Annotated in this window: 19 protein-coding genes and 1 pseudogene; 7 read left to right on the top strand and 13 right to left on the bottom strand. The window is 70.6% G+C overall.

Features of this window, described 5'->3' with window-relative positions:
* Positions 1 to 69: 69 nt before the first annotated feature.
* The 3 genes from PUT80_RS42180 to PUT80_RS42170 all read right to left on the bottom strand — a co-directional run bounded on the left by PUT80_RS42180 (position 70) and on the right by PUT80_RS42170 (position 2,547).
* Positions 70 to 618 (bottom strand): DUF1062 domain-containing protein, encoded by a 549-nt coding sequence (locus PUT80_RS42180; protein WP_037812607.1) that lies wholly within the window; start codon positions 616 to 618, stop codon positions 70 to 72.
* 182 nt (positions 619 to 800) lie between these two features.
* The gene (locus tag PUT80_RS42175) at positions 801 to 1,481 is read right to left on the bottom strand and encodes an SAVMC3_10250 family protein (protein ID WP_275295503.1); all 681 of its coding nucleotides are present in this window, start codon (positions 1,479 to 1,481) and stop codon (positions 801 to 803) included.
* A gap of 40 nt (positions 1,482 to 1,521) precedes the next feature.
* On the bottom strand, positions 1,522 to 2,547 hold the full coding sequence (locus PUT80_RS42170; RefSeq protein WP_199817628.1) for a bile acid:sodium symporter family protein: 1,026 nt from the start codon (positions 2,545 to 2,547) through the stop codon (positions 1,522 to 1,524).
* Positions 2,548 to 2,647: 100 nt separating this feature from the next.
* Here PUT80_RS42170 and PUT80_RS42165 point away from each other — a divergent pair, with 100 nt between their 5' ends.
* Positions 2,648 to 3,511, top strand: a complete 864-nt coding sequence (locus tag PUT80_RS42165) for a LysR substrate-binding domain-containing protein (RefSeq protein WP_037812605.1) — start codon at positions 2,648 to 2,650, stop codon at positions 3,509 to 3,511.
* On the opposite strand, the gene shbA is transcribed toward PUT80_RS42165, so the two are convergent.
* Together shbA and PUT80_RS42155 are read right to left on the bottom strand one after the other, a co-directional pair.
* Positions 3,488 to 4,168 carry an RNA polymerase sigma factor ShbA gene (gene shbA, locus PUT80_RS42160; protein ID WP_275295511.1) on the bottom strand — a complete coding sequence of 227 codons (681 nt, stop codon included), beginning with the start codon at positions 4,166 to 4,168 and terminating at the stop codon, positions 3,488 to 3,490. The two genes, PUT80_RS42165 and shbA, sit on opposite strands and share 24 nt — an antisense overlap.
* Positions 4,169 to 4,216: 48 nt before the next feature.
* A pseudogene (locus PUT80_RS42155) lies at positions 4,217 to 4,375 on the bottom strand (sigma-70 region 4 domain-containing protein); the annotation flags it as partial.
* A 701-nt stretch (positions 4,376 to 5,076) separates the two neighbouring features.
* On the opposite strand from PUT80_RS42155, the gene PUT80_RS42150 reads away from it, so the two are divergent.
* Positions 5,077 to 5,346: a WhiB family transcriptional regulator gene (locus PUT80_RS42150; protein ID WP_037812602.1), complete on the top strand. Its 270-nt coding sequence runs from the start codon at positions 5,077 to 5,079 to the stop codon at positions 5,344 to 5,346.
* Between the two features lie 134 nt (positions 5,347 to 5,480).
* On the opposite strand, the gene PUT80_RS42145 is transcribed toward PUT80_RS42150, so the two are convergent.
* Genes PUT80_RS42145 through PUT80_RS42135 form a run of 3 tightly spaced genes read right to left on the bottom strand, consistent with a single transcriptional unit; the run spans position 5,481 to position 8,676 of the window.
* The gene (locus PUT80_RS42145) at positions 5,481 to 6,467 is read right to left on the bottom strand and encodes an RNA polymerase subunit sigma-70 (protein WP_275295502.1); all 987 of its coding nucleotides are present in this window, start codon (positions 6,465 to 6,467) and stop codon (positions 5,481 to 5,483) included.
* Between the two features lie 15 nt (positions 6,468 to 6,482).
* Positions 6,483 to 8,039: an MDR family MFS transporter gene (locus tag PUT80_RS42140; protein WP_275295501.1), complete on the bottom strand. Its 1,557-nt coding sequence runs from the start codon at positions 8,037 to 8,039 to the stop codon at positions 6,483 to 6,485.
* 28 nt (positions 8,040 to 8,067) lie between these two features.
* The gene (locus PUT80_RS42135; protein ID WP_238605415.1) at positions 8,068 to 8,676 is read right to left on the bottom strand and encodes a TetR family transcriptional regulator; all 609 of its coding nucleotides are present in this window, start codon (positions 8,674 to 8,676) and stop codon (positions 8,068 to 8,070) included.
* 99 nt (positions 8,677 to 8,775) lie between these two features.
* Between PUT80_RS42135 and PUT80_RS42130 the strand changes: the two genes are divergently transcribed.
* Both PUT80_RS42130 and PUT80_RS42125 read left to right on the top strand, forming a co-directional pair.
* Positions 8,776 to 9,519: an SDR family NAD(P)-dependent oxidoreductase gene (locus tag PUT80_RS42130; RefSeq protein ID WP_275295500.1), complete on the top strand. Its 744-nt coding sequence runs from the start codon at positions 8,776 to 8,778 to the stop codon at positions 9,517 to 9,519.
* Positions 9,520 to 9,677: 158 nt separating this feature from the next.
* The gene (locus tag PUT80_RS42125) at positions 9,678 to 10,904 is read left to right on the top strand and encodes an LCP family protein (protein WP_275295499.1); all 1,227 of its coding nucleotides are present in this window, start codon (positions 9,678 to 9,680) and stop codon (positions 10,902 to 10,904) included.
* A 66-nt stretch (positions 10,905 to 10,970) separates the two neighbouring features.
* Here the strand turns inward: PUT80_RS42125 and PUT80_RS42120 are convergent, their stop codons facing one another.
* From PUT80_RS42120 to PUT80_RS42105, 4 genes are read right to left on the bottom strand one after another with little or no spacing between them, the layout of a single operon-like run.
* The gene (locus PUT80_RS42120; RefSeq protein WP_275295498.1) at positions 10,971 to 12,323 is read right to left on the bottom strand and encodes a HAMP domain-containing sensor histidine kinase; all 1,353 of its coding nucleotides are present in this window, start codon (positions 12,321 to 12,323) and stop codon (positions 10,971 to 10,973) included.
* On the bottom strand, positions 12,320 to 13,000 hold the full coding sequence (locus tag PUT80_RS42115; protein ID WP_037812584.1) for a response regulator transcription factor: 681 nt from the start codon (positions 12,998 to 13,000) through the stop codon (positions 12,320 to 12,322). Before PUT80_RS42115 ends, PUT80_RS42120 begins: the two co-directional genes overlap by 4 nt.
* Positions 13,001 to 13,050: 50 nt before the next feature.
* Positions 13,051 to 13,224 carry a hypothetical protein gene (locus PUT80_RS42110; RefSeq protein ID WP_167754226.1) on the bottom strand — a complete coding sequence of 58 codons (174 nt, stop codon included), beginning with the start codon at positions 13,222 to 13,224 and terminating at the stop codon, positions 13,051 to 13,053.
* Complete coding sequence (locus tag PUT80_RS42105) at positions 13,221 to 13,616, bottom strand: hypothetical protein (RefSeq protein WP_037812583.1); 396 nt, start codon at positions 13,614 to 13,616, stop codon at positions 13,221 to 13,223. The genes PUT80_RS42110 and PUT80_RS42105 overlap by 4 nt, the downstream gene beginning before the upstream one ends.
* A 141-nt stretch (positions 13,617 to 13,757) precedes the next feature.
* Here PUT80_RS42105 and PUT80_RS42100 point away from each other — a divergent pair, with 141 nt between their 5' ends.
* Positions 13,758 to 14,129 (top strand): helix-turn-helix domain-containing protein, encoded by a 372-nt coding sequence (locus PUT80_RS42100; protein WP_037812581.1) that lies wholly within the window; start codon positions 13,758 to 13,760, stop codon positions 14,127 to 14,129.
* A gap of 12 nt (positions 14,130 to 14,141) precedes the next feature.
* Here PUT80_RS42100 and PUT80_RS42095 read toward each other — a convergent pair whose 3' ends face one another.
* Positions 14,142 to 14,909 carry an IclR family transcriptional regulator gene (locus tag PUT80_RS42095; RefSeq protein ID WP_240691363.1) on the bottom strand — a complete coding sequence of 256 codons (768 nt, stop codon included), beginning with the start codon at positions 14,907 to 14,909 and terminating at the stop codon, positions 14,142 to 14,144.
* Between the two features lie 157 nt (positions 14,910 to 15,066).
* On the opposite strand from PUT80_RS42095, the gene PUT80_RS42090 reads away from it, so the two are divergent.
* A complete protein-coding gene (locus PUT80_RS42090) occupies positions 15,067 to 15,777 on the top strand; it encodes a CoA transferase subunit A (protein ID WP_037812574.1) in 711 nt (236 codons plus the stop codon).
* Positions 15,774 to 16,403 carry a CoA transferase subunit B gene (locus PUT80_RS42085; RefSeq protein ID WP_037812570.1) on the top strand — a complete coding sequence of 210 codons (630 nt, stop codon included), beginning with the start codon at positions 15,774 to 15,776 and terminating at the stop codon, positions 16,401 to 16,403. The genes PUT80_RS42090 and PUT80_RS42085 overlap by 4 nt, the downstream gene beginning before the upstream one ends.
* Positions 16,404 to 16,718 lie beyond the last annotated feature (315 nt).

Below are 16,718 nucleotides of genomic sequence, written 5' to 3'. Positions count from 1 at the left end.
CGTTGTGGACGGACGTCGCCGACCGTCCGTGCGGGGAACCCGCGAGAATCAGGGTTCCCCGCACGGCGGTCAGTACTTGAGCGTGAAGGCGAAGTCGCCGGAGAGCTTGCCGCTCAGCCGGACTCCCGACACGACCTTCCCCTCGGCGAGCAACCGCTCGACCTCAGCCCGGGGCAGACGGCAGCCCTCGGCGATGAGCCGTACCGGGCGGACCGGGATCCGGGCCGCGAAGCCGACCGAGACGTCGATCGCGTCCTGGTCCAAGTGGTCCGGACCACCGGTGTCGAGCCGCCAGGCACCCTCCCAGTCGAGCGCGACGCGGTTGCGCCGTCGCAGGACCGGGTCCTGGAGGAGTTCGGCGGCGAGGCCGGGATCGTTGTGGTGCAAGCGGTCCAGCAGATCCGGCCGGACCGAGCGCACCTTCGCCCGTTCGAACACGGTGAGTTTCGCCGTTTCCCCGCAACCGGTGCAGAGCACGAGGAGCCAGGCGTCGACGAGTTTGTGGTTGGCGTTGACCCGGAACTTGCCGTCCGCCCGGAAAAGCCCGGACGAGCACGTATGGCAGCGCCGCCGGACGAGCGGCAGGCAAGTGGGCAGGACTGTCCAGTGATAGAGCACAGGAGTACACCGATTCCAGTGAGAATTCCGCAGCACGAAGAAGCGCGACGCTCAAGCGCGGCGCGCGACGGGATCAGAGCTTGGGATGCCTCACGCGATGTACAACGGCACGTCCTTGCCTAGCCGACACTGGTCGGGCGACAGTAGCCGCGGACGCGGGCGCGGCTCCACCGGATTTCCCGTCAGCCCGGCTCCGGCGCGCTCGTGTACTCGACATACAGCGGACTGGCCAGCACCACCCGGGTCGGCGGGGTGCGTTCCTCCCGGGTGAAATGGGCCGGGGTGTTCGTGACGGCCAGATCGGCCGTCAGGCGCGCGTACCCCGCCATCCAGCCCGCCAGTTCGGGCGGCGTCCGCCGGTCCAGGTCCCCGAGCAGGAAGTGCAGCGCCTGCGAGAAGGACTTCCCGGTCAGCTCGTCGAGGAAATCCGCCATCCCGCCGCTGTGCGAGATCGGCAGCCCGATCGTTTCGGCGGGCGGGGGCGTGCGCGCGCCGACCAGATGCTCCGGCGAACCGTGCAGGAGCAGCCGGGGCTCGTCGCCGTTCGGCGGCTCCCAGAAGAGCAGCGCGGCGGACTGTCCGGCGTGGCTTCCGCCGTGCACGACGCGGTAGTTCAGCCGCGCCTCGAACTGCACCCATTGCCCGGGGACCAGTTCGTCGTCGGTGTACCACCGCGCGGAGGTCCCGATCTTCCGGACCGCCCGGTCGAGCCCCGGATGGGCGGCCCGGCCGGACAGGTTCACGCGAAGCTCGACGCCCGGGACCTTCCCGGCGACCTCCGACGCCCGGGCCAAGTGCTTGTCCAGCCCCTGGCTCTCGAACTGGCTGAGCTTGGCCTCGGAGACGTACACCAGTTCCCGCATGGGGACCGATCCTGGCGGGCCCGGAGGCGCCCGGTCAACGTCAGCCGACCGCGGCCAGTTCCCCCGGCTCCTGCGCGGCCTCCTGCCGGGCGTACCGGCGCGCCATCGCCGCGCACACGATCAGCTGAATCTGGTGGAACAGCATCAGCGGCAGCACGATCAGCCCGACCTCGGCGTGCCCGAACAGCACCGTCGCCATCGGCAGGCCGCTCGCCAGGCTCTTCTTCGAACCGCAGAACATGATCGTGATCCGGTCCGCGCGGGCGAACCCGAGCAGCCGCGCGCCGCCGCTCGTCGCGGCGAGCACCGCCGCCAGCAGCACGCAGCAGACCGCGACCAGCGCCAGCAGCGGGCCGACGTCCAGCTGGTGCCAGATGCCCTCGGTCATCCCTTCGCTGAACGCGGTGTAGACCACCAGCAGGATCGAACCGCGGTCGACGATCTTGAGCGGCGCGGAATGCCGCTGCACCCACCCGCCGATCCAGCGGCGCGCCAGCTGCCCGGCGACGAACGGCACCAGCAGCTGCAGCACGATGTCCAGCACCGCCGAACCGCTCACGCCCGGGCCGTCGGTGGCCAGCAGCAGCGCGACGAGCAGCGGCGTAAGCACGATGCCGAGCAGATTGGACAGCGACGCGCTGCAGATCGCCGCCGCGACGTTGCCCTTCGCGATCGAGGTGAACGCGATCGACGACTGGACGGTCGAGGGCAGCAGGCAGAGGAACAGCACGCCGGTGTACAGCGGCGAGGTCAGCAGACCGGGGGAGAGGAACGACGCGGCGAGCCCCAGCAACGGAAACAGCACGAAAGTGGCGCAGAGCACCGTGACGTGCAACCGCCAGTGCCGCATCCCCTCGACCGCTTCCTGACTGGAAAGCCTTGCGCCGTAAAGGAAGAACAGCAGACCGACCGCGATCTTCGTCACCACGCCGAATCCGGTCGCGACCGCGCCGGAGGCGGGCAGCAGCGAGGCGATGCCCACGGTGACGAGGATCAGGGCGATGAACGGGTCGATCCGCAGCTTGGCGAGCAAGGCCGAGACGGGGCGGGCGAACGAAGCGAGCACGGTGGATCTCCTTTCCCGGTCATTCTCCCGTCGCCGACGGTCATTCGGAACCCCGATGACCGTACTGACTGTCATTGTGAAAGCCGATAAGATGTGACGCATGCTGGATCCGCGGTTGTGCCGTTCTTTCCTTGCCGTGGCGGAAACTCGCAGCTTCACGGCGGCGGCGAGGCGTCTCGGTGTGGGGCAGCCCACAATCAGCCAGCACATCCGGCGGCTCGAGTCCGAGGCGGGCGGCTTGCTGTTCGCCCGGGACACGCACGCGGTCGACCTGACCGCGCGCGGGCAGGCGATGCTCGGGTTCGCCCAGACCATTGTGGACACCGAGGACCGCGCGGCCCGGCATTTCCGCGGCGCGCAGGTGCGCGGCCGGGTCCGGTTCGGGGTGTCCGAGGACTTCGCGCTCGGCGAGCTGCCGGACATCCTGCGGCGGCTGCGGGAAAGCCATCCGCTGGTGGACGTCGAACTGCACGTGGAACTGTCCGATGTGCTCGCCCGCCGGATCGCCGACGGCCGCCTCGACCTGGTGCTCGGCAAACGCCGTCCGGGCGCGCCCGGCCCGGGACGGCTGCTGCGCCGCGAACCCCTGGTGTGGATCGGCTCGGCGGCGACGGACCTCACGCCCGGCCACCCGGTGCCGCTCGTGCAGTACCCGATGCCGTCGGTCACCCGGCAGCTGGCGGTGGAAACGCTGGAGCGCGCCGGGCTGGAATGGCGGGCGGCCTGCCAGACCTCGAGCCTGACCGGCCTGCGCGCGGCGGCGGCCGCCGGGCTCGGGATCACCGTGCACGCGCGGAGCCTGGTGCCGTCCGACCTGGTCGAATTGCCCGCCGAACTCGGCCTGCCGGATCCGGGCGACGTCGATTTCATTTTGCTGTCGCGCGACGGCAGCGAGGGCCCGGTGGCGGCGCTGGCGGAGTTCGTGGTGGCGCGGATCGGGTCAGCGGCGTCGTTCGAGAGCTGAGCGGAGCCGCAGCAGCGCGCGGTGTTGCGCCACCCGTACCGCGCCCGGGGTGGAGTCGACCGCTTCGGCCGCTTCGTCGGCAGAGAGCCCGACTACTATGCGCAGCAACACAATCTCCCGCTGTCGCGCCGGCAGCAACTGCAGCAGCCGAGCCAGCTGCCGGTTCAGCTCCGCGCGCAGCGCCCGTTCCTCCGGCCCGTCGGCCAGATCGACCGCCTCCGGCATCTCGGCCACCGTTTCGGTCCGGTTGCGCGCGTGCGCCCGGTGCGCGTCCGCCACTTTGTGCTGCGCGATCCCGTAAACGAAAGCCAGAAACGGCCGCCCCTGATGCCGGTAACCGGGCAACGCGGACAGCAACGCGAGACAGACTTCCTGCGCCACGTCGTCCGCGGACGAATATGCGTCGGCGCCGCCCAATCGAGCCCGGCAGTAGCGCACGATCAGCGGCTGCACCGCCGCGAGCAGGTCCTGCGCCGCGTCCGGATCGCCCTCGACCGCCGCACGCACCGGGCCGTCGAAGCCGAACCGGCCGGCCGGGACGCGCGGCGCGGCCAAAGCGGTCGCCTCGGTTTTCACCCGGGTCAACGCTTCTTCGACGTCGAGCGCCGAGCGCAGCGCGTTGACCAGTGCGGCTTCGGCGTCGCGCAGCTCGGTCATCAGCGCCTCCTCGCGCCCGGCCAGGCCGAGCCGGTGCTTCAGCCGTTCCCGCGCGTGCCGCAGATTCGAGCGGACTGTGGTGCCCGCCATGCCGAGCGCGGAGGCGATCGCGGCGGGCGAAAACCCGTTGAGCGACCAGGTCAGCACCGTGCGCTGGGTTTCCGGCAGCGTCGAAAGCAGTTCGACCCCGCGGGCGTTCCGCTCCACGACCGAGGTCAGCCGGTCGCCCGGCGGGTCCGCGGCCGCCGCGCCGCCGTCGAACCACGTCTGCTCGGCGGCGAGCCGGACGGCGGTCAGCCGCACCGCGACGCGCGGGTCGCCCGGCGGCGGCCACGTCCCGGTTTCCTGGACGAACGCCTCCACCGCCACCTCGCGCGCGGTGGCCGGGCCGAGCCCGCCCGCGCACAGGAACGCCACGAGGCGAGGGAATTCGCCCCGGAAGAAGCCGTCGAACCCCGCCACGCGCACCCCCTCCCGATCCCGCACTTGTCGAACAGGTGCGGTGGCGCGCCCGTGGGATGTAACGATCCGGTCACGGAAATGTGGTTAACCCCGGGACGGGCGGGTACCTGGGTCGGACGGGCAGGCCGGCCTCGGACGCGGCGGAAGGGGGAAACGGTGCGCGGAAAAGGAAAACCCGGACTCTCCGGACCCGGAGAGCGGTCGGCGCGGGGGCCGTAGCACGTCCGCCGCCAACCGCGTCCGCGATGTGAGCTGAATCGAAATTTCGCGCGCGGGCGGTGATCGGTGGTAACTTGGAAAGCCGGTCGTCCGCCGGGTCCTTCGCGGCCCGGGGCGGTTCGGCCGAAAAGCCCACCGAACACCCTCCGAAGGCATGGCGTGCCCGTGCGCGCGGAGAAGTCGGTTGACCACGGTTCGACAATGAGGACAGGAGGTGAAAAGCAACAATGGAACTCACGGCCACCAGCTGGCTCGCCCGCGCGGCGTGCCAGGACGAGGACCCGGAACTGTTCTTCCCGATTTCCGACATGGGTCCGGGGGCGCAGCAGGTCGCGAAGGCCAAGGCGGTCTGCGCGCGATGCCCGGTCCGCGCGGAATGCCTTTCCTATGCTCTCGACAACGGTCTCGGCAACGGGATCTTCGGGGGAACTACCGAGCTGGAGCGCCGGAAGCTGGTGCGAACCGGCTCCGCCGCCGCACGGCATCGAGTCGCCTGACCGCGAGCCGGTGACCATTTCCCGGCGGCGAGGGCGCTAGCAGTTTCCCCCACCACGACCGGCCGCAAAGCCCGGAACTCGGTGGTTGCGCCCGGGCGGCGATCGCAGCACAGCGATCGCCGCCCGGGCGTTTTTTATTCGTCGAACGTTTCGGCGAGTCCGTAAGGTGCCAATGCCGCCGTTTCGAACGCGGCCATCGCCGTGACCAGTCCGTTTCGCACGGTGAGGACGCTGACGCCGAAAGCGCGATAAACCGATTCGCCGGGCCGGCGCAGATAAGTCGCGACCGCGGGCTGCCGGTTCGCGCGCACCGGCGCCATCCGGAAACTGCCCCGGTAGTGCGGCGACCGCGGATCGAAACTCGGGCCGAGCGCGCCGAGAATCCGATCGCGGCTGTCGAACCACAACGAGTACGGCGGCATCACCGCGCGCGCGTCCTCGCTGAGCACAGCGGCCACCGCCTGCACGTCCGCCGATTCGTAGGCGGCGATGAACTTCCGCAGCAGCGCCGTTTCCTCGGCGGTCGTGCTGGCCGGAGCGGACCACTCGGCGCGCCGGGCGGGGAGCTTGGCGCGCAACGTCTCCCGGCCCCGCTGCAGCGCGCTGTTCGCCGAGGCCACCGAGGTCCCCAGCAGGTCGGCCGTGTCCTTTGCGGACCAATCGAGCACGTCGCGCAGGATCAGCGCGGCCCGCTGCCGCGGCGGGAGCAACTGGATGGTGGCGAGGAACGCCAGTTCGATGGTTTCCCGTTCGACGACCGCGGCGCCGGTGTCGTCCGGCGCCGCGGGGTCGAGCAGCAGATCGGGGAACGGGCTCAGCCACGGCACGTCGAGCGCGGAGATCTCGCCCGCCGGGTCGGCCGCCGGGCCCAGTTCGTCCGGCAGCACCCGCCGCGGCCGCCGGGCGAGCGCGTCGAGGCAGACGTTCGTGGCGATCCGGTACAGCCACGTCCGCACGCTCGCCCGCCCGGCGAAGCCGGAGCGGCCTTTCCAGGCCCGGAGAAACGCCTCCTGCGTGAGGTCCTCGGCCTCCTCGAACGAACCGCTCATCCGGTAGCAGTGCACGCGGATCTCGCGCCGGTGCCGTTCGATCAGGGCGCCGAACTCCTCGTCGCTGGTCACCCGGGCAACGGTAGCTCAGGCGGCCTCGTCCGCCAGCCGTTCCAGCCCGCTCTGCGTCTTGAGCGGCAGGTGCTTCAGGAACGCGACCGCGACCACCACGAGCAGCGCGATCGGCGCGCTGATCAGGAACAGGTCGCTGGTCGCGACCCCGTAGGCCTCCCGGATCACGGTCACGACCGGGGCGGGCAGCTGCGCCAGGTCGGGCACCTTCCCGCCGCTGCCGGACCCGGCGGACGCGGCGGGCCCGAGCCCGTCGGCGATGAGCGTGCCGACCCGGCTGGCCAGCACCGCGCCGAGCGCGCTGACGCCGATCGACCCGCCGAGGCTGCGGAAGAACGACAGCGTCGAGGTCGCCGCGCCGAGGTCGGCGGCGGGCACGTCGTTCTGCGTCACCAGCACCAGGTTCTGGTTGAGCATGCCCACGCCGACGCCGAGCACCAGCATGAACAGGCTCAGCTCCACCAGCGAGGTGTGCGCGTCGATCAGCCCGAGCAGGCCCAGCCCGGCCGCCATCAGCACCGAGCCGAGCAGCAGGAACGGCTTCCACTTGCCGGTGCGGCTGATCAGCTGGCCGGACACCGTGGACGAAACCAGCAGGCCGAAGATCATCGGCAGGCTCATCAGCCCGGCCACCGTCGGCGATTTGCCGAGCGCCAGCTGGAAATACTGCGACAGGAACACGGTGCCGCCGAACATCGCGACGCCGACCAGGAAGCTCGCGACGGTGGCGAGGGTGACCGTGCGGTTGCGGAACAGCTTCAGCGGCACGACCGGTTCGCGCACCTTCGACTCGACCCACACCGCGAGCACCAGCACGAGCACGCCGGCGGGCACGAGCACCGCGGTCTGCCAGGAGCCCCATGCGAAGGTCGAGCCGGCCAGCGACGACCACACCAGCAGCGTCGAAACGCCGAGCATGATCAGGAACGCGCCGAGGTAGTCGACGTGCACCTCGCGGCGCAGGGTCGGCAGGTCCAGGGTGCGCTGCAGCAACAGGATCGCGGCGAGCGCGAACGGCACGCCGAGGAAGAAGCACCAGCGCCAGCCGAGCCACGAGGTGTCCACGAGCACGCCGCCGATCAGCGGTCCGGCGACCGTGCCGACCGCGAAGACCGCGCCGAAGACGCCGGAGAACTTGCCCAGCTCGCGCGGCGAAACGATGGCCGCCATGATCACCTGGGCGAGCGCGGTGAGCCCGCCGCCGCCGATGCCCTGGGCGATCCGGCTGAGGATCAGCACGTCGATGTTCTGCGCGAACCCGGCCACCAGCGAGCCGACCACGAACAGCCCGAGCGAGAGCTGGATCAGCAGTTTCTTGTTGTACAGGTCGGAAAGCTTGCCCCACAGCGGGACGGTCGCGGTCATCGCGAGCAGTTCGGTGGTGACGACCCAGGTGTAGGACGACTGGCTGCCGCCCAGCTCGGACACGATCCGCGGCAGCGCGTTCGCGACCACAGTGGACGCGAGGATGGCGACGAAAATGCCCATCATCAGGCCGGACATCGCCTGCAGCACTTGCCGGTGGCTCATCGCCGGGGAAGGCGCGGGAGATTCCGCGGTGGACAGGGACATGGACAGTCCTTTCCGGACTCGGGAGGGGTCAGCGCGGGTCGGGCAGGCCGGCGGCAGCGGCGGCGGCGGCCTCGTCGAAGATCTCGAGCAGCGGCTGGGCGCCGTCGCGGGCGGCCCACCGGCTGAGCGAGGTGTTGAGCACTCCGCCCGCCACGGCCAGCAGCAGCGACGGGAACAGGTCCTTCTCCGCGTCGGTGCCGGAGCGCTGGGCGATGGCCGCGATCATCGGATCGCGCGAGCCGGAGTTGAGCGTCGTCGCGCGGATGAGCAGCGACGGGTCGCCGTGGATGATCCGCAGCCGGGTCAGCCACTCGTCGCGGTCCCGCTCGATGTCGGCGAGGTCTTCCCGGACGGTCGCGACGAACGCGGGAAACGCGTCGATCCCGTCCGGCTGCGCGAGGAACCGGGCGATCGTCTGCTCGGCCCGCTCCGCGTGGTCGGCGTACGCGAGCAGCACGGCGTCTTCCTTGACCGGGAAGTAGTTGAAGAACGTGCGCGCGGACACGCCCGCCTCGGCGGCGATGTCGTCGACGGTGACCTGGTCCAGACCACGCTCGTCGATCAGCCGAAGCGCCGCGAGAGCGATCGTGCGGTGGGTTTCGAGCTTCTTGCGCTCGCGAAGTCCGGGAGAGGGCACTTGATCAGCGTAGCCAGATCTTGCAGACTCTGCATAGTTGCAGTTTGTGAATCAGGGCACCTCGTGCCGCTCCGGGGCGGGCTGGCAGACTCACCCACCGTGAGCGGAACGGTGCTGGTACTAGGCGGACGCAGCGAAATCGGGACGGCGTTGGCCGTCCGGCTGGCGCGCGGGGGAGCGAAGCGGTTCGTGCTGGCCGCGCGGCCGGGCGCGGACCTCAGCGAGCAGACCGCCGCCCTGCGTGAAGCGGGCGCGGAGGTTGTCGCGACCGAGGACTTCGACGCCGACGACCTCTCCGCGCACCGTCCGCTGCTCGAGCGCGTCCTCAAGGAGCATGGACCGCTCGAGACGGTCGTGCTGGCGTTCGGCATCCTCGGCGACCAAGCCCGCGCCGAGACCGACGCCGCGCACGCCACCGCGATCGTGCACACCGATTACGTCGCACAGGTGTCCGTGCTCACTCACACGGCGGAACTGTTGCGCACTCAGGGTTCCGGAAATCTGGTCGTCTTCTCGTCCGTCGCCGGGATTCGCGTGCGGCGGGCGAACTACGTGTACGGCTCGGCGAAAGCGGGTCTCGACGGGTTCGCCTCGGGACTGTCCGACGCGCTGCACGGCACCGGCGTCCACCTGCTCCTCGTGCGCCCGGGTTTCGTGATCGGCCGGATGACCGAAGGAATGTCTCCCGCGCCGCTCTCCAGCACGGCCGATCAGGTGGCCGACGCGACCGTCGCCGCCTTGCGCCGCCGCCGGGAAGTCGTGTGGGTGCCGGGCGTGTTGCGCTTGGTGTTCGCGGCGATGCGGTTCGTGCCGCGCGCGGTGTGGCGGCGCATGCCGCGCTGAACTCCCGGTGTCCGAAGGGATACCGGCTGTCGCCGCACGCTCCGCCGAACGGGCAGCATCACATGTTCGCGACAGGTTTCTCAGGCTATTCCCAGCTAACGCGGTGATCCTCGAACGCGGGGGGCGAAATCCGTCCCCCGGGAAGCGAGGAACCGGCCGTGCTGATCACGTCCCGGGGCCGCCGGATCGGCGGCCGTGCGGTGCTGGGGGTGGTGTCCACCCTGGTGCTGGGCGCCACCGGATTCGCGTGGTCGCAACTGCACCGGCTGGACACCAGCCTCGTCACCGCAGACGTCATCGCCCCGTCCGCGCAGGTCCCGGACACCCCGGCCGGGGAACCGCTCACCGTCGCGCAGAACATTCTGTTGGTAGGTCTCGATTCCCGCACCAAACCGGACGGGACGCCGCTGCCGCAGAACGTGCTCGACGCGCTGCACGCGGGCGGGGGAGACGACGGCGGCAACACCACCGACACGATGATCGTGGTGCACGTCCCGGTCGGCGGGGCGGCGGCCACCGCGATCTCGATCCCGCGCGATTCCTATGTGGACATTCCAGGCTACGGCAAGCACAAGATCAATTCGGCGTACAGCCGAGCGCGGGCCGATCGGCGCGGAAAGCTTGCGCAGCAAGGAATGAGCGGCCCGGAACTGGAAGTCGCAGCGGACGCTGCCGGGGCGAAATCGGCGATCGCCGCGGTGCAGAAACTCACCGGGCTCACCATCAATCACTACGCCGCGGTCAACCTCTCAGGATTCGCCGCGCTGAGCCAGGCGGTCGGCGGGGTGCAGGTGTGCCTGAAGGCCCCGGTGCACGATTCCTTCTCCGGCGCGGATTTCCCCGCCGGGACGCAGACCATTTCCGGTACGCAAGCGCTCGCCTTCGTCCGGCAGCGGCACGGCCTGCCCAACGGCGACCTGGACCGGATCGCGCGGCAGCAGGCGTTCATGTCGGCGATGGCGAAAACCGTCCTCGGCTCCGGCACCTTCACTGATCCGGCGCGGCTTTCGTCCCTGGTGGACGCTTTGGAAGGTTCGGTCACGCTCGACCACGGCTGGAACCTGCTGAGCTTCGCCCAGCAACTGCACGGCCTCAGCTCGGGCGCGATCTCCTTCGGCACGATCCCGGTGCAGAGCCTGTCGCTGGCCACCCCGTCCGACGGCGACGCGGTGAAGGTGGATCCGTCGCAGGTGCGCCAATTCGTGCAGACGCAGATCAGCTCGCCGGACGCCGCGGCATCCGGAGGAACCTCCGACCCGGGCACCGTCCACCCGTCATCGAGCAGCGGCGTGGTGCGGCCGATCGCGGAGACCACGACGCCGACCCCTCCGGCAGGCACCCCGGCGCAGCCGAAGATGACGGCGGCCAGCGGGTGCGTGAATTAGACCAACGGCAGGGTGATGGTGAACGGCTGCGCGGCCGGAGATGGCGGTTGCCAGCGGGTGCGTGAACTAGGCCAGTGGCAGCGTGATCGTGAACGCGGCCCCACCTTCGGGCGCCGGTCCGGCCGTGAGCGTCCCGCCCATCCGTGTCACCAGCCCGTGCGCCAGCGCGAGCCCGATGCCGGACCCGACGGGGCGGCTGTCGCGGTACCGCGCATTGAGTACGCCCCGCTCGAAAGCGACCGGGTAGTCCTCCGGCGCCAGCCCCGGCCCGCCGTCGCGGACCGACAGGTGGGCGTGGCCGTCCGCGACCGCCAGGGCGAACACCATCGGCGCACCCGCGGGCGTGACGCGCAGGGCGTTCTCCGCCAGCCCGTCCACGACCTGGTGCAGCCGCCGGGCGTCGGCGGTGACCATCGCGGGTCCCGGGGGTGTCTGCACGGTCAGCGGGACGTCCGAGCGCGCGCACCGCAGCTGCCACACTTCCGCGCAGTCCCGGACCAGCGCGGCGAAGTCGAAAACGTCCAGGTCGAGCTGGAATTCGTCGGCCCCGAGGCGGGCGAGTTCCAGGAGGTCGGACACGAGCCGCTCCAGGCGTTGGGCCTCGCGGTGGATCGTCTCGCCGGCGCGGCGGGCGTCCGGGCCTTCCGCGACTCCGTCGGCGATCGCCTCGGCGAAACCGGTCACCGCCGTCAACGGGGTGCGAAGTTCGTGCGACACCGACAGCAGGAACTCCCGTTGCCGGGATTCGCTGCGGGCCAGCGCGTCGGCGAGTTCGTTCAGCGAGCCCGCGACCTGCGCGACCTCCGCTGGGCCTTCGACCGGAACCCGGACGTCGCGCCGGCCCGCGCTGAGGCTGCCCGCGGCGGCGGCCGCGCGGCGCAGGGGGCGGCCGAGCAAGCGACCGGAGACGTACCCGGCGATGGCGGCGACCAAAAGCCCGATGCCCAGTGCCAGAAGGATGTTGCGCAGCAACGCATGTTGCGTGGATTCGGCGCTGCGCACCGGTTGCACGAGCGCGAACGCGACTTCCGGACCGACCGGGCGCACCTCCACGAGGTAGTCGACATTGCCGATCGTGACCCGCGTCGAACGGTCCTTTCCGGACGTGAGGCCGGCCCGTTCCGCCGCGCGCACCGCCGTCGGCTGCCCGGAATTCTGGCCGCTGACCCGGTGCACGACGACCTCGATGCCCTGCCCCCGCACGACCGCGGCCACTTTGCCGATCGCGAGCCGGTTGCCGATGCTGGTGCCGTCGAGCTGCCCGGCGACGACGTCCGCCTGATCCCGCAACGACTGCTGCAGCACCGAATCGGCGGTGCTGCGGACCAGCCGGGACGCGACCAGCCCGGCCACGAGCACCGCGATCCCGGCGACTGCCAGGCACACCACGGTGATCCGGAGCGCGAGCGTGGTTTTCATCCGGCGTCCGCCGCGTAGCCGATGCCCCGGACTGTCCGAATCGGACTATCGTCGCCGAGTTTTGCCCGCAGCTGCGCGACATGCACGTCCACCGTGCGGGTACCGGCCGCCGCGGCGTAGCCCCAGACCGCACTCAGCAGCTGATCGCGCGACAACACCTGGCCGGGATGGCGCAGCAGGTAAGCGAGCAGATCGAACTCCGTGGAGGTGAGCGTGACCTCCGCCTCGCCTGCCCAAGCGCGACGGCCGGGAACGTCGATGCGCACGCCGCCGCAAGCCAGTGTCGTGGCCGGACCGCCGGACGCGCGGCGCAGCACAGTCCGCACGCGGGCGGCGAGTTCGCGAGGGCTGAACGGTTTGGTGAGATAGTCGTCCGCGCCGATTTCGAGGCCCAGCAAGCGATCCAGCTCGTCGTCGCGAGCGGTCACGAACAGCACCGGAGTCCAGTCGCCCGCCGCGCGCAGCGCCCGACAGATCTCGATGCCGTCCATTCCGGACAGTCCAATGTCGAGCACCACCGCGACCGGCCGCAACCGGCGGATCGCCTCGAGCGCCTTCGCGCCGTCCGGCTCGACCTCCACCCCGAACCCGTCGCGCCGCAGGTACAGCGCGGCGAGCTCGGCGATCGCGGTCTCGTCCTCCACGACGAGGACGAGACCGCGGCCAGCTGACCCCATGCGGGCTCCCGTTCCTCCGGCCGGCTACGTCGGGGGAAACGGTACGCGCGTCACCGCTGCCCGTCGCCCGCCATGTCGGACTGGATCGAGTCCAGCGTGGACTGGATGCTGCTCAGGTCGCCGTCCGGCGCCGCCCCCGACGACGGTGCCGAACTGTCGTCGCACGCAACGCAGCCGAGCCCGACGACAGCGGCCGCGGCGGCGATCGCGATCAGCCGTTTCACTTCGGCGCCTGGCAGTGCGCCGCGGTGAACGCGTCGAGCTGCTTCGTCGCGTTCGCCAGCTCCCCGATCCGGCTCTGCCGCTTGTCCGCCCGCTTCTGCAGCCGGTCGGCCTGCGCGGTGTGCCCCTTCGTGCGGGCGTCGTTCGCGCGTGCCTTGAGATTCGCGACCGACCCGGAAACCTCCGGCCCGCCGTTGATCCGGTTGGTCAGGTTCTGGGCCTGTTTGTGCAGTTTCGGCACCCAGGCCGTGCACATCTGCTGCACCTCCTGCGGGCTCAGCGTGACCGGGGCCGGGGCCGGCGCCTGCGTGTCGGCGCTGGCGATCGGCGCGGCCACGAGCAGTCCGGCCGCGATCCCGCAGCCCGCCAGTGCCAGCCGCTTCGTTCCTCGCATCGTTCTCGTCCTCCTGCGTCGGTGTTCTGGAGACCACCGTCGCGCGCGGGTGTACGAGGGGTGTGGGACGAATGTTCGGGTTCGGTAAAGCCTGCCGGCCCGGGGGAGTGTTACTCTCTTGCGGAGAGTGAGGAGGCCGCCGTGCTCGGAAACCCGTACGACCGCGACTGCCCGACGCGCCAGCTGCTCGACCGCATCGGCGACCAGTGGACGGTGCTGATCGTCGGCGCCCTGACCGACGGCCCGCTGCGGTTCACCGAGATCGGCAAGCGCGTCGACGGGATCTCGCAGAAGGTCCTCACGCAGACCCTGCGCAGCCTGGTCCGCGACGGCATCCTGATCCGCACGGCGTACCCGGTGATCCCGCCGAAGGTCGAGTACGAGCTCACCCAGCTGGGCCGCAACCTCGCCGAACCGCTGGACCTGCTGGACCGCTGGGCCCGCCAGAACATGGACCAGGTGACGGCCGCGCGAGCGGCTTACGACGCGGAGAACGCCGCTACTGCTTCGTGAGCGGCTGGCCGCTTACGAGGGCTGCCGAAGCAGGTTCGTCAACGCATGCGCTTCCTTGAGCAGCAACGCCCCCAGTTCGCCCCGCCGCTCCGCCCGGAACCGCGACTCCACGCCGGTCAGCGTCAACGCCCACGCGGGCTCCCCGGTCGGCGTGAACACCGCCGCGGCCATCCCCCAGCTTCCTTCGACCACCAGTCCGGGGTTGGTCGAGTACCCGTCCTCCCGCGTCCGCGCGACCCGGGCCCGCACGTCCTCCGCCCGGTGCGCGGGGCCCCATTCGGCCGTCAGGTCCACTGTGGACAGATACTCCTCGACCTCCCGGTCCGGCAGCATCGACAGCACCACCAGCCCCGCCGACACCACGCCCAGCGGGAACCGGGCGCCCTCGTACAGGACGAACGACCGGATCGGGAAGTCGCCGTCCTCGCGCAGCAGGCAGACCGTCTCGTTGCCGCGGCGCGCGGAGAAGAACGCGCTCTCCCCGGTCGCCGCGGCCAGCCGGTGGACGCTCGCGCGCGCCTGCTGCGTCACGTCGTAGCGCGGGGCGGCCGCCTCGCCCAGCAGGTACAGCTCCGGGCCCAGGTACCAGCGGCCGGATTGCCGGTCGCGGTCGACGTAGCCCTCGGCGGCCAGCGACGCGAGCAGCCGGTGCACCGTCGGCCGGGCGAGGCCGCACTGGCGCGCCAGCTGCGAGGTCGACGCTCCGTCGCGGAAGGCGGACAATGCGCGCAGGACCGCGGACACCCGTCCTACGACGTGGTCGGGAGGCGAGGTGGGCACGGGAACGAGGGTACGTCCGCTCAGTGGACGCATCGGGCGCGGGTGTTCGGTGCGCGAGAGGTTTGCCGGGGATCCCGGCGTGTCGGTTGACCCGTTTCCCCTGCGCTGGGTGGAATGCGGGGACTGACCACTCACCGAACGAAGTGGAGAGGATGCCGTGCCGACGAAGTACCGCAGCGCCGCGGAGGCCCTCGACGGGCTGCTCGAGGACGGGCTGACGATCGCGGTCGGGGGCTTCGGCCTCACCGGGAACCCGAACGACCTCATCGAGGCGGTCCGGGACTCGGGCGTGCGCGATCTGACGATCGTCTCGAACAACATGGGAGTCGACGGGGCCGGGCTCGGCATTCTGCTCGACAACCGGCAGGTGCGCCGGGTGATCGCGTCGTACGTGGGCGAGAACAAGCTGTTCGCGCAGCAGTACCTCGACGGGACCGTCGAGGTCGAGTTCACCCCGCAGGGGACGCTCGCCGAGCGGATGCGGGCAGGCGGCGCGGGGATCCCGGCGTTCTACACCAAGTCCGGCGTCGGCACGCCGATCGCCGAGGGCAAGCCGCACGCCGAGTTCGACGGCGTCACCTACGTGCAGGAGCGCGGCATCGTCGCGGACCTTTCGCTGGTGCACGCGTACGTCGCGGACCCGGCCGGGAACCTGATCTACCGGTACGCCTCGCGGAACTTCAACCCGCTCGTCGCGACCTGCGGCAAGGTGACCGTCGCCGAGGCCGAGCAGGTTTCGGACGAGTACCTGGATCCGGAGCGCATCACGACGCCGGGGATTTACGTGCAGCGGCTGATTCAGGCGACTGCGCGGGAAAAGCAGATCGAAAAGCGGACCGTGCGCGTGCGTGAGGAGGCGTCGGCGTGAGCTGGACTCGGGACGACATGGCCACGATCGGCGCTCGCGAACTGCGGGACGGCGACTACGTGAACCTCGGGATCGGGATTCCCACCCAGGTGGCGAACCACATTCCGGACGGCGTGCAGGTGACGTTGCACAGCGAGAACGGGATTCTCGGGCTGGGGCCGTTCCCCTGGGAGGGCGAGGAAGACCCCGACCTGGTGAACGCGGGCAAGCAGACGGTCACGTTGCAGCCCGGGGCCAGCCTGTTCGACTCCGCGGAGTCGTTCGCGATGATCCGCGGCGGGCACATCGACCTGGCGCTGCTCGGGGCGCTGCAGGTCGGCGCCAACGGCGACCTGGCCAACTGGACGGTGCCCGGTGCGCTGGTCAAGGGGATGGGCGGGGCGATGGATCTCGTCGCCGGGGCTCGCCGGGTGGTGATCATCACCGATCACACCGCCAAGGACGGGACGCCGAAGATCGTCGAGAAGTGCACGCTGCCGTTGACCGGGGCCGGAGTGGTGAACCGGATCATCACCAATCTGGCGGTGCTGGACGTTACGGACGACGGGCTGAAGCTGGTGGAGCTGGCGCCGGGGGTTTCTCTTGACGAGGTGCGGGAGAAGACTGGGGCGCCGGTCGCGGAGTAGCTGCGGTCGGGGCGCCCCGAAGCCTGATTGTGACGACGGCGCGGGGGTGCTGGTCAAGGCGGGAAAGATGCCTTGACAAGCACCCCCGCGCCGCGTTTTTCGGCTTCGTATCGGGGTGCGGGGGAGTGTGGGTGCGTTGGCGGGTTGGGTGCACTGGCTGCGGTGGGGTGGCGTGGCTAGCGCCCCAATGGGGATTTTTCATCTTGTTGGTGCTGGTTAGGTGGGGTTGACGGGGCTGGTTGTGGTTGTGCTGTAACGGAGTTGCTGGGCGGGCGTGGGCCGGGCGGGAACGCGGTGGAGCCCCCGGATGTTGAT

Origin of the sequence: Amycolatopsis sp. La24, assembly GCF_029087445.1 — a bacterium.
In the GTDB taxonomy this organism is placed as follows: Bacteria; Actinomycetota; Actinomycetes; order Mycobacteriales; family Pseudonocardiaceae; genus Amycolatopsis; species Amycolatopsis nivea.
Note: the sequence above shows the minus strand (reverse complement) of the source record. Positions and strands in the feature narration are given on the sequence as shown.

What these genes read in the sequence shown, in the direction of transcription:
- PUT80_RS42175 (WP_275295503.1), bottom strand. Translation starts at nt 1,481, where the DNA reads ATGCGGGAACTGGTGTACGTCTCCGAGGCCAAGCTCAGCCAGTTCGAG.
- PUT80_RS42165 (WP_037812605.1), top strand. Translation starts at nt 2,648, where the DNA reads ATGCTGGATCCGCGGTTGTGCCGTTCTTTCCTTGCCGTGGCGGAAACT.
- shbA (WP_275295511.1), bottom strand. Translation starts at nt 4,168, where the DNA reads ATGACCGAGCTGCGCGACGCCGAAGCCGCACTGGTCAACGCGCTGCGC.
- PUT80_RS42150 (WP_037812602.1), top strand. Translation starts at nt 5,077, where the DNA reads ATGGAACTCACGGCCACCAGCTGGCTCGCCCGCGCGGCGTGCCAGGAC.
- PUT80_RS42140 (WP_275295501.1), bottom strand. Translation starts at nt 8,039, where the DNA reads ATGTCCCTGTCCACCGCGGAATCTCCCGCGCCTTCCCCGGCGATGAGC.
- PUT80_RS42120 (WP_275295498.1), bottom strand. Translation starts at nt 12,323, where the DNA reads ATGAAAACCACGCTCGCGCTCCGGATCACCGTGGTGTGCCTGGCAGTC.
- PUT80_RS42115 (WP_037812584.1), bottom strand. Translation starts at nt 13,000, where the DNA reads ATGGGGTCAGCTGGCCGCGGTCTCGTCCTCGTCGTGGAGGACGAGACC.
- PUT80_RS42105 (WP_037812583.1), bottom strand. Translation starts at nt 13,616, where the DNA reads ATGCGAGGAACGAAGCGGCTGGCACTGGCGGGCTGCGGGATCGCGGCC.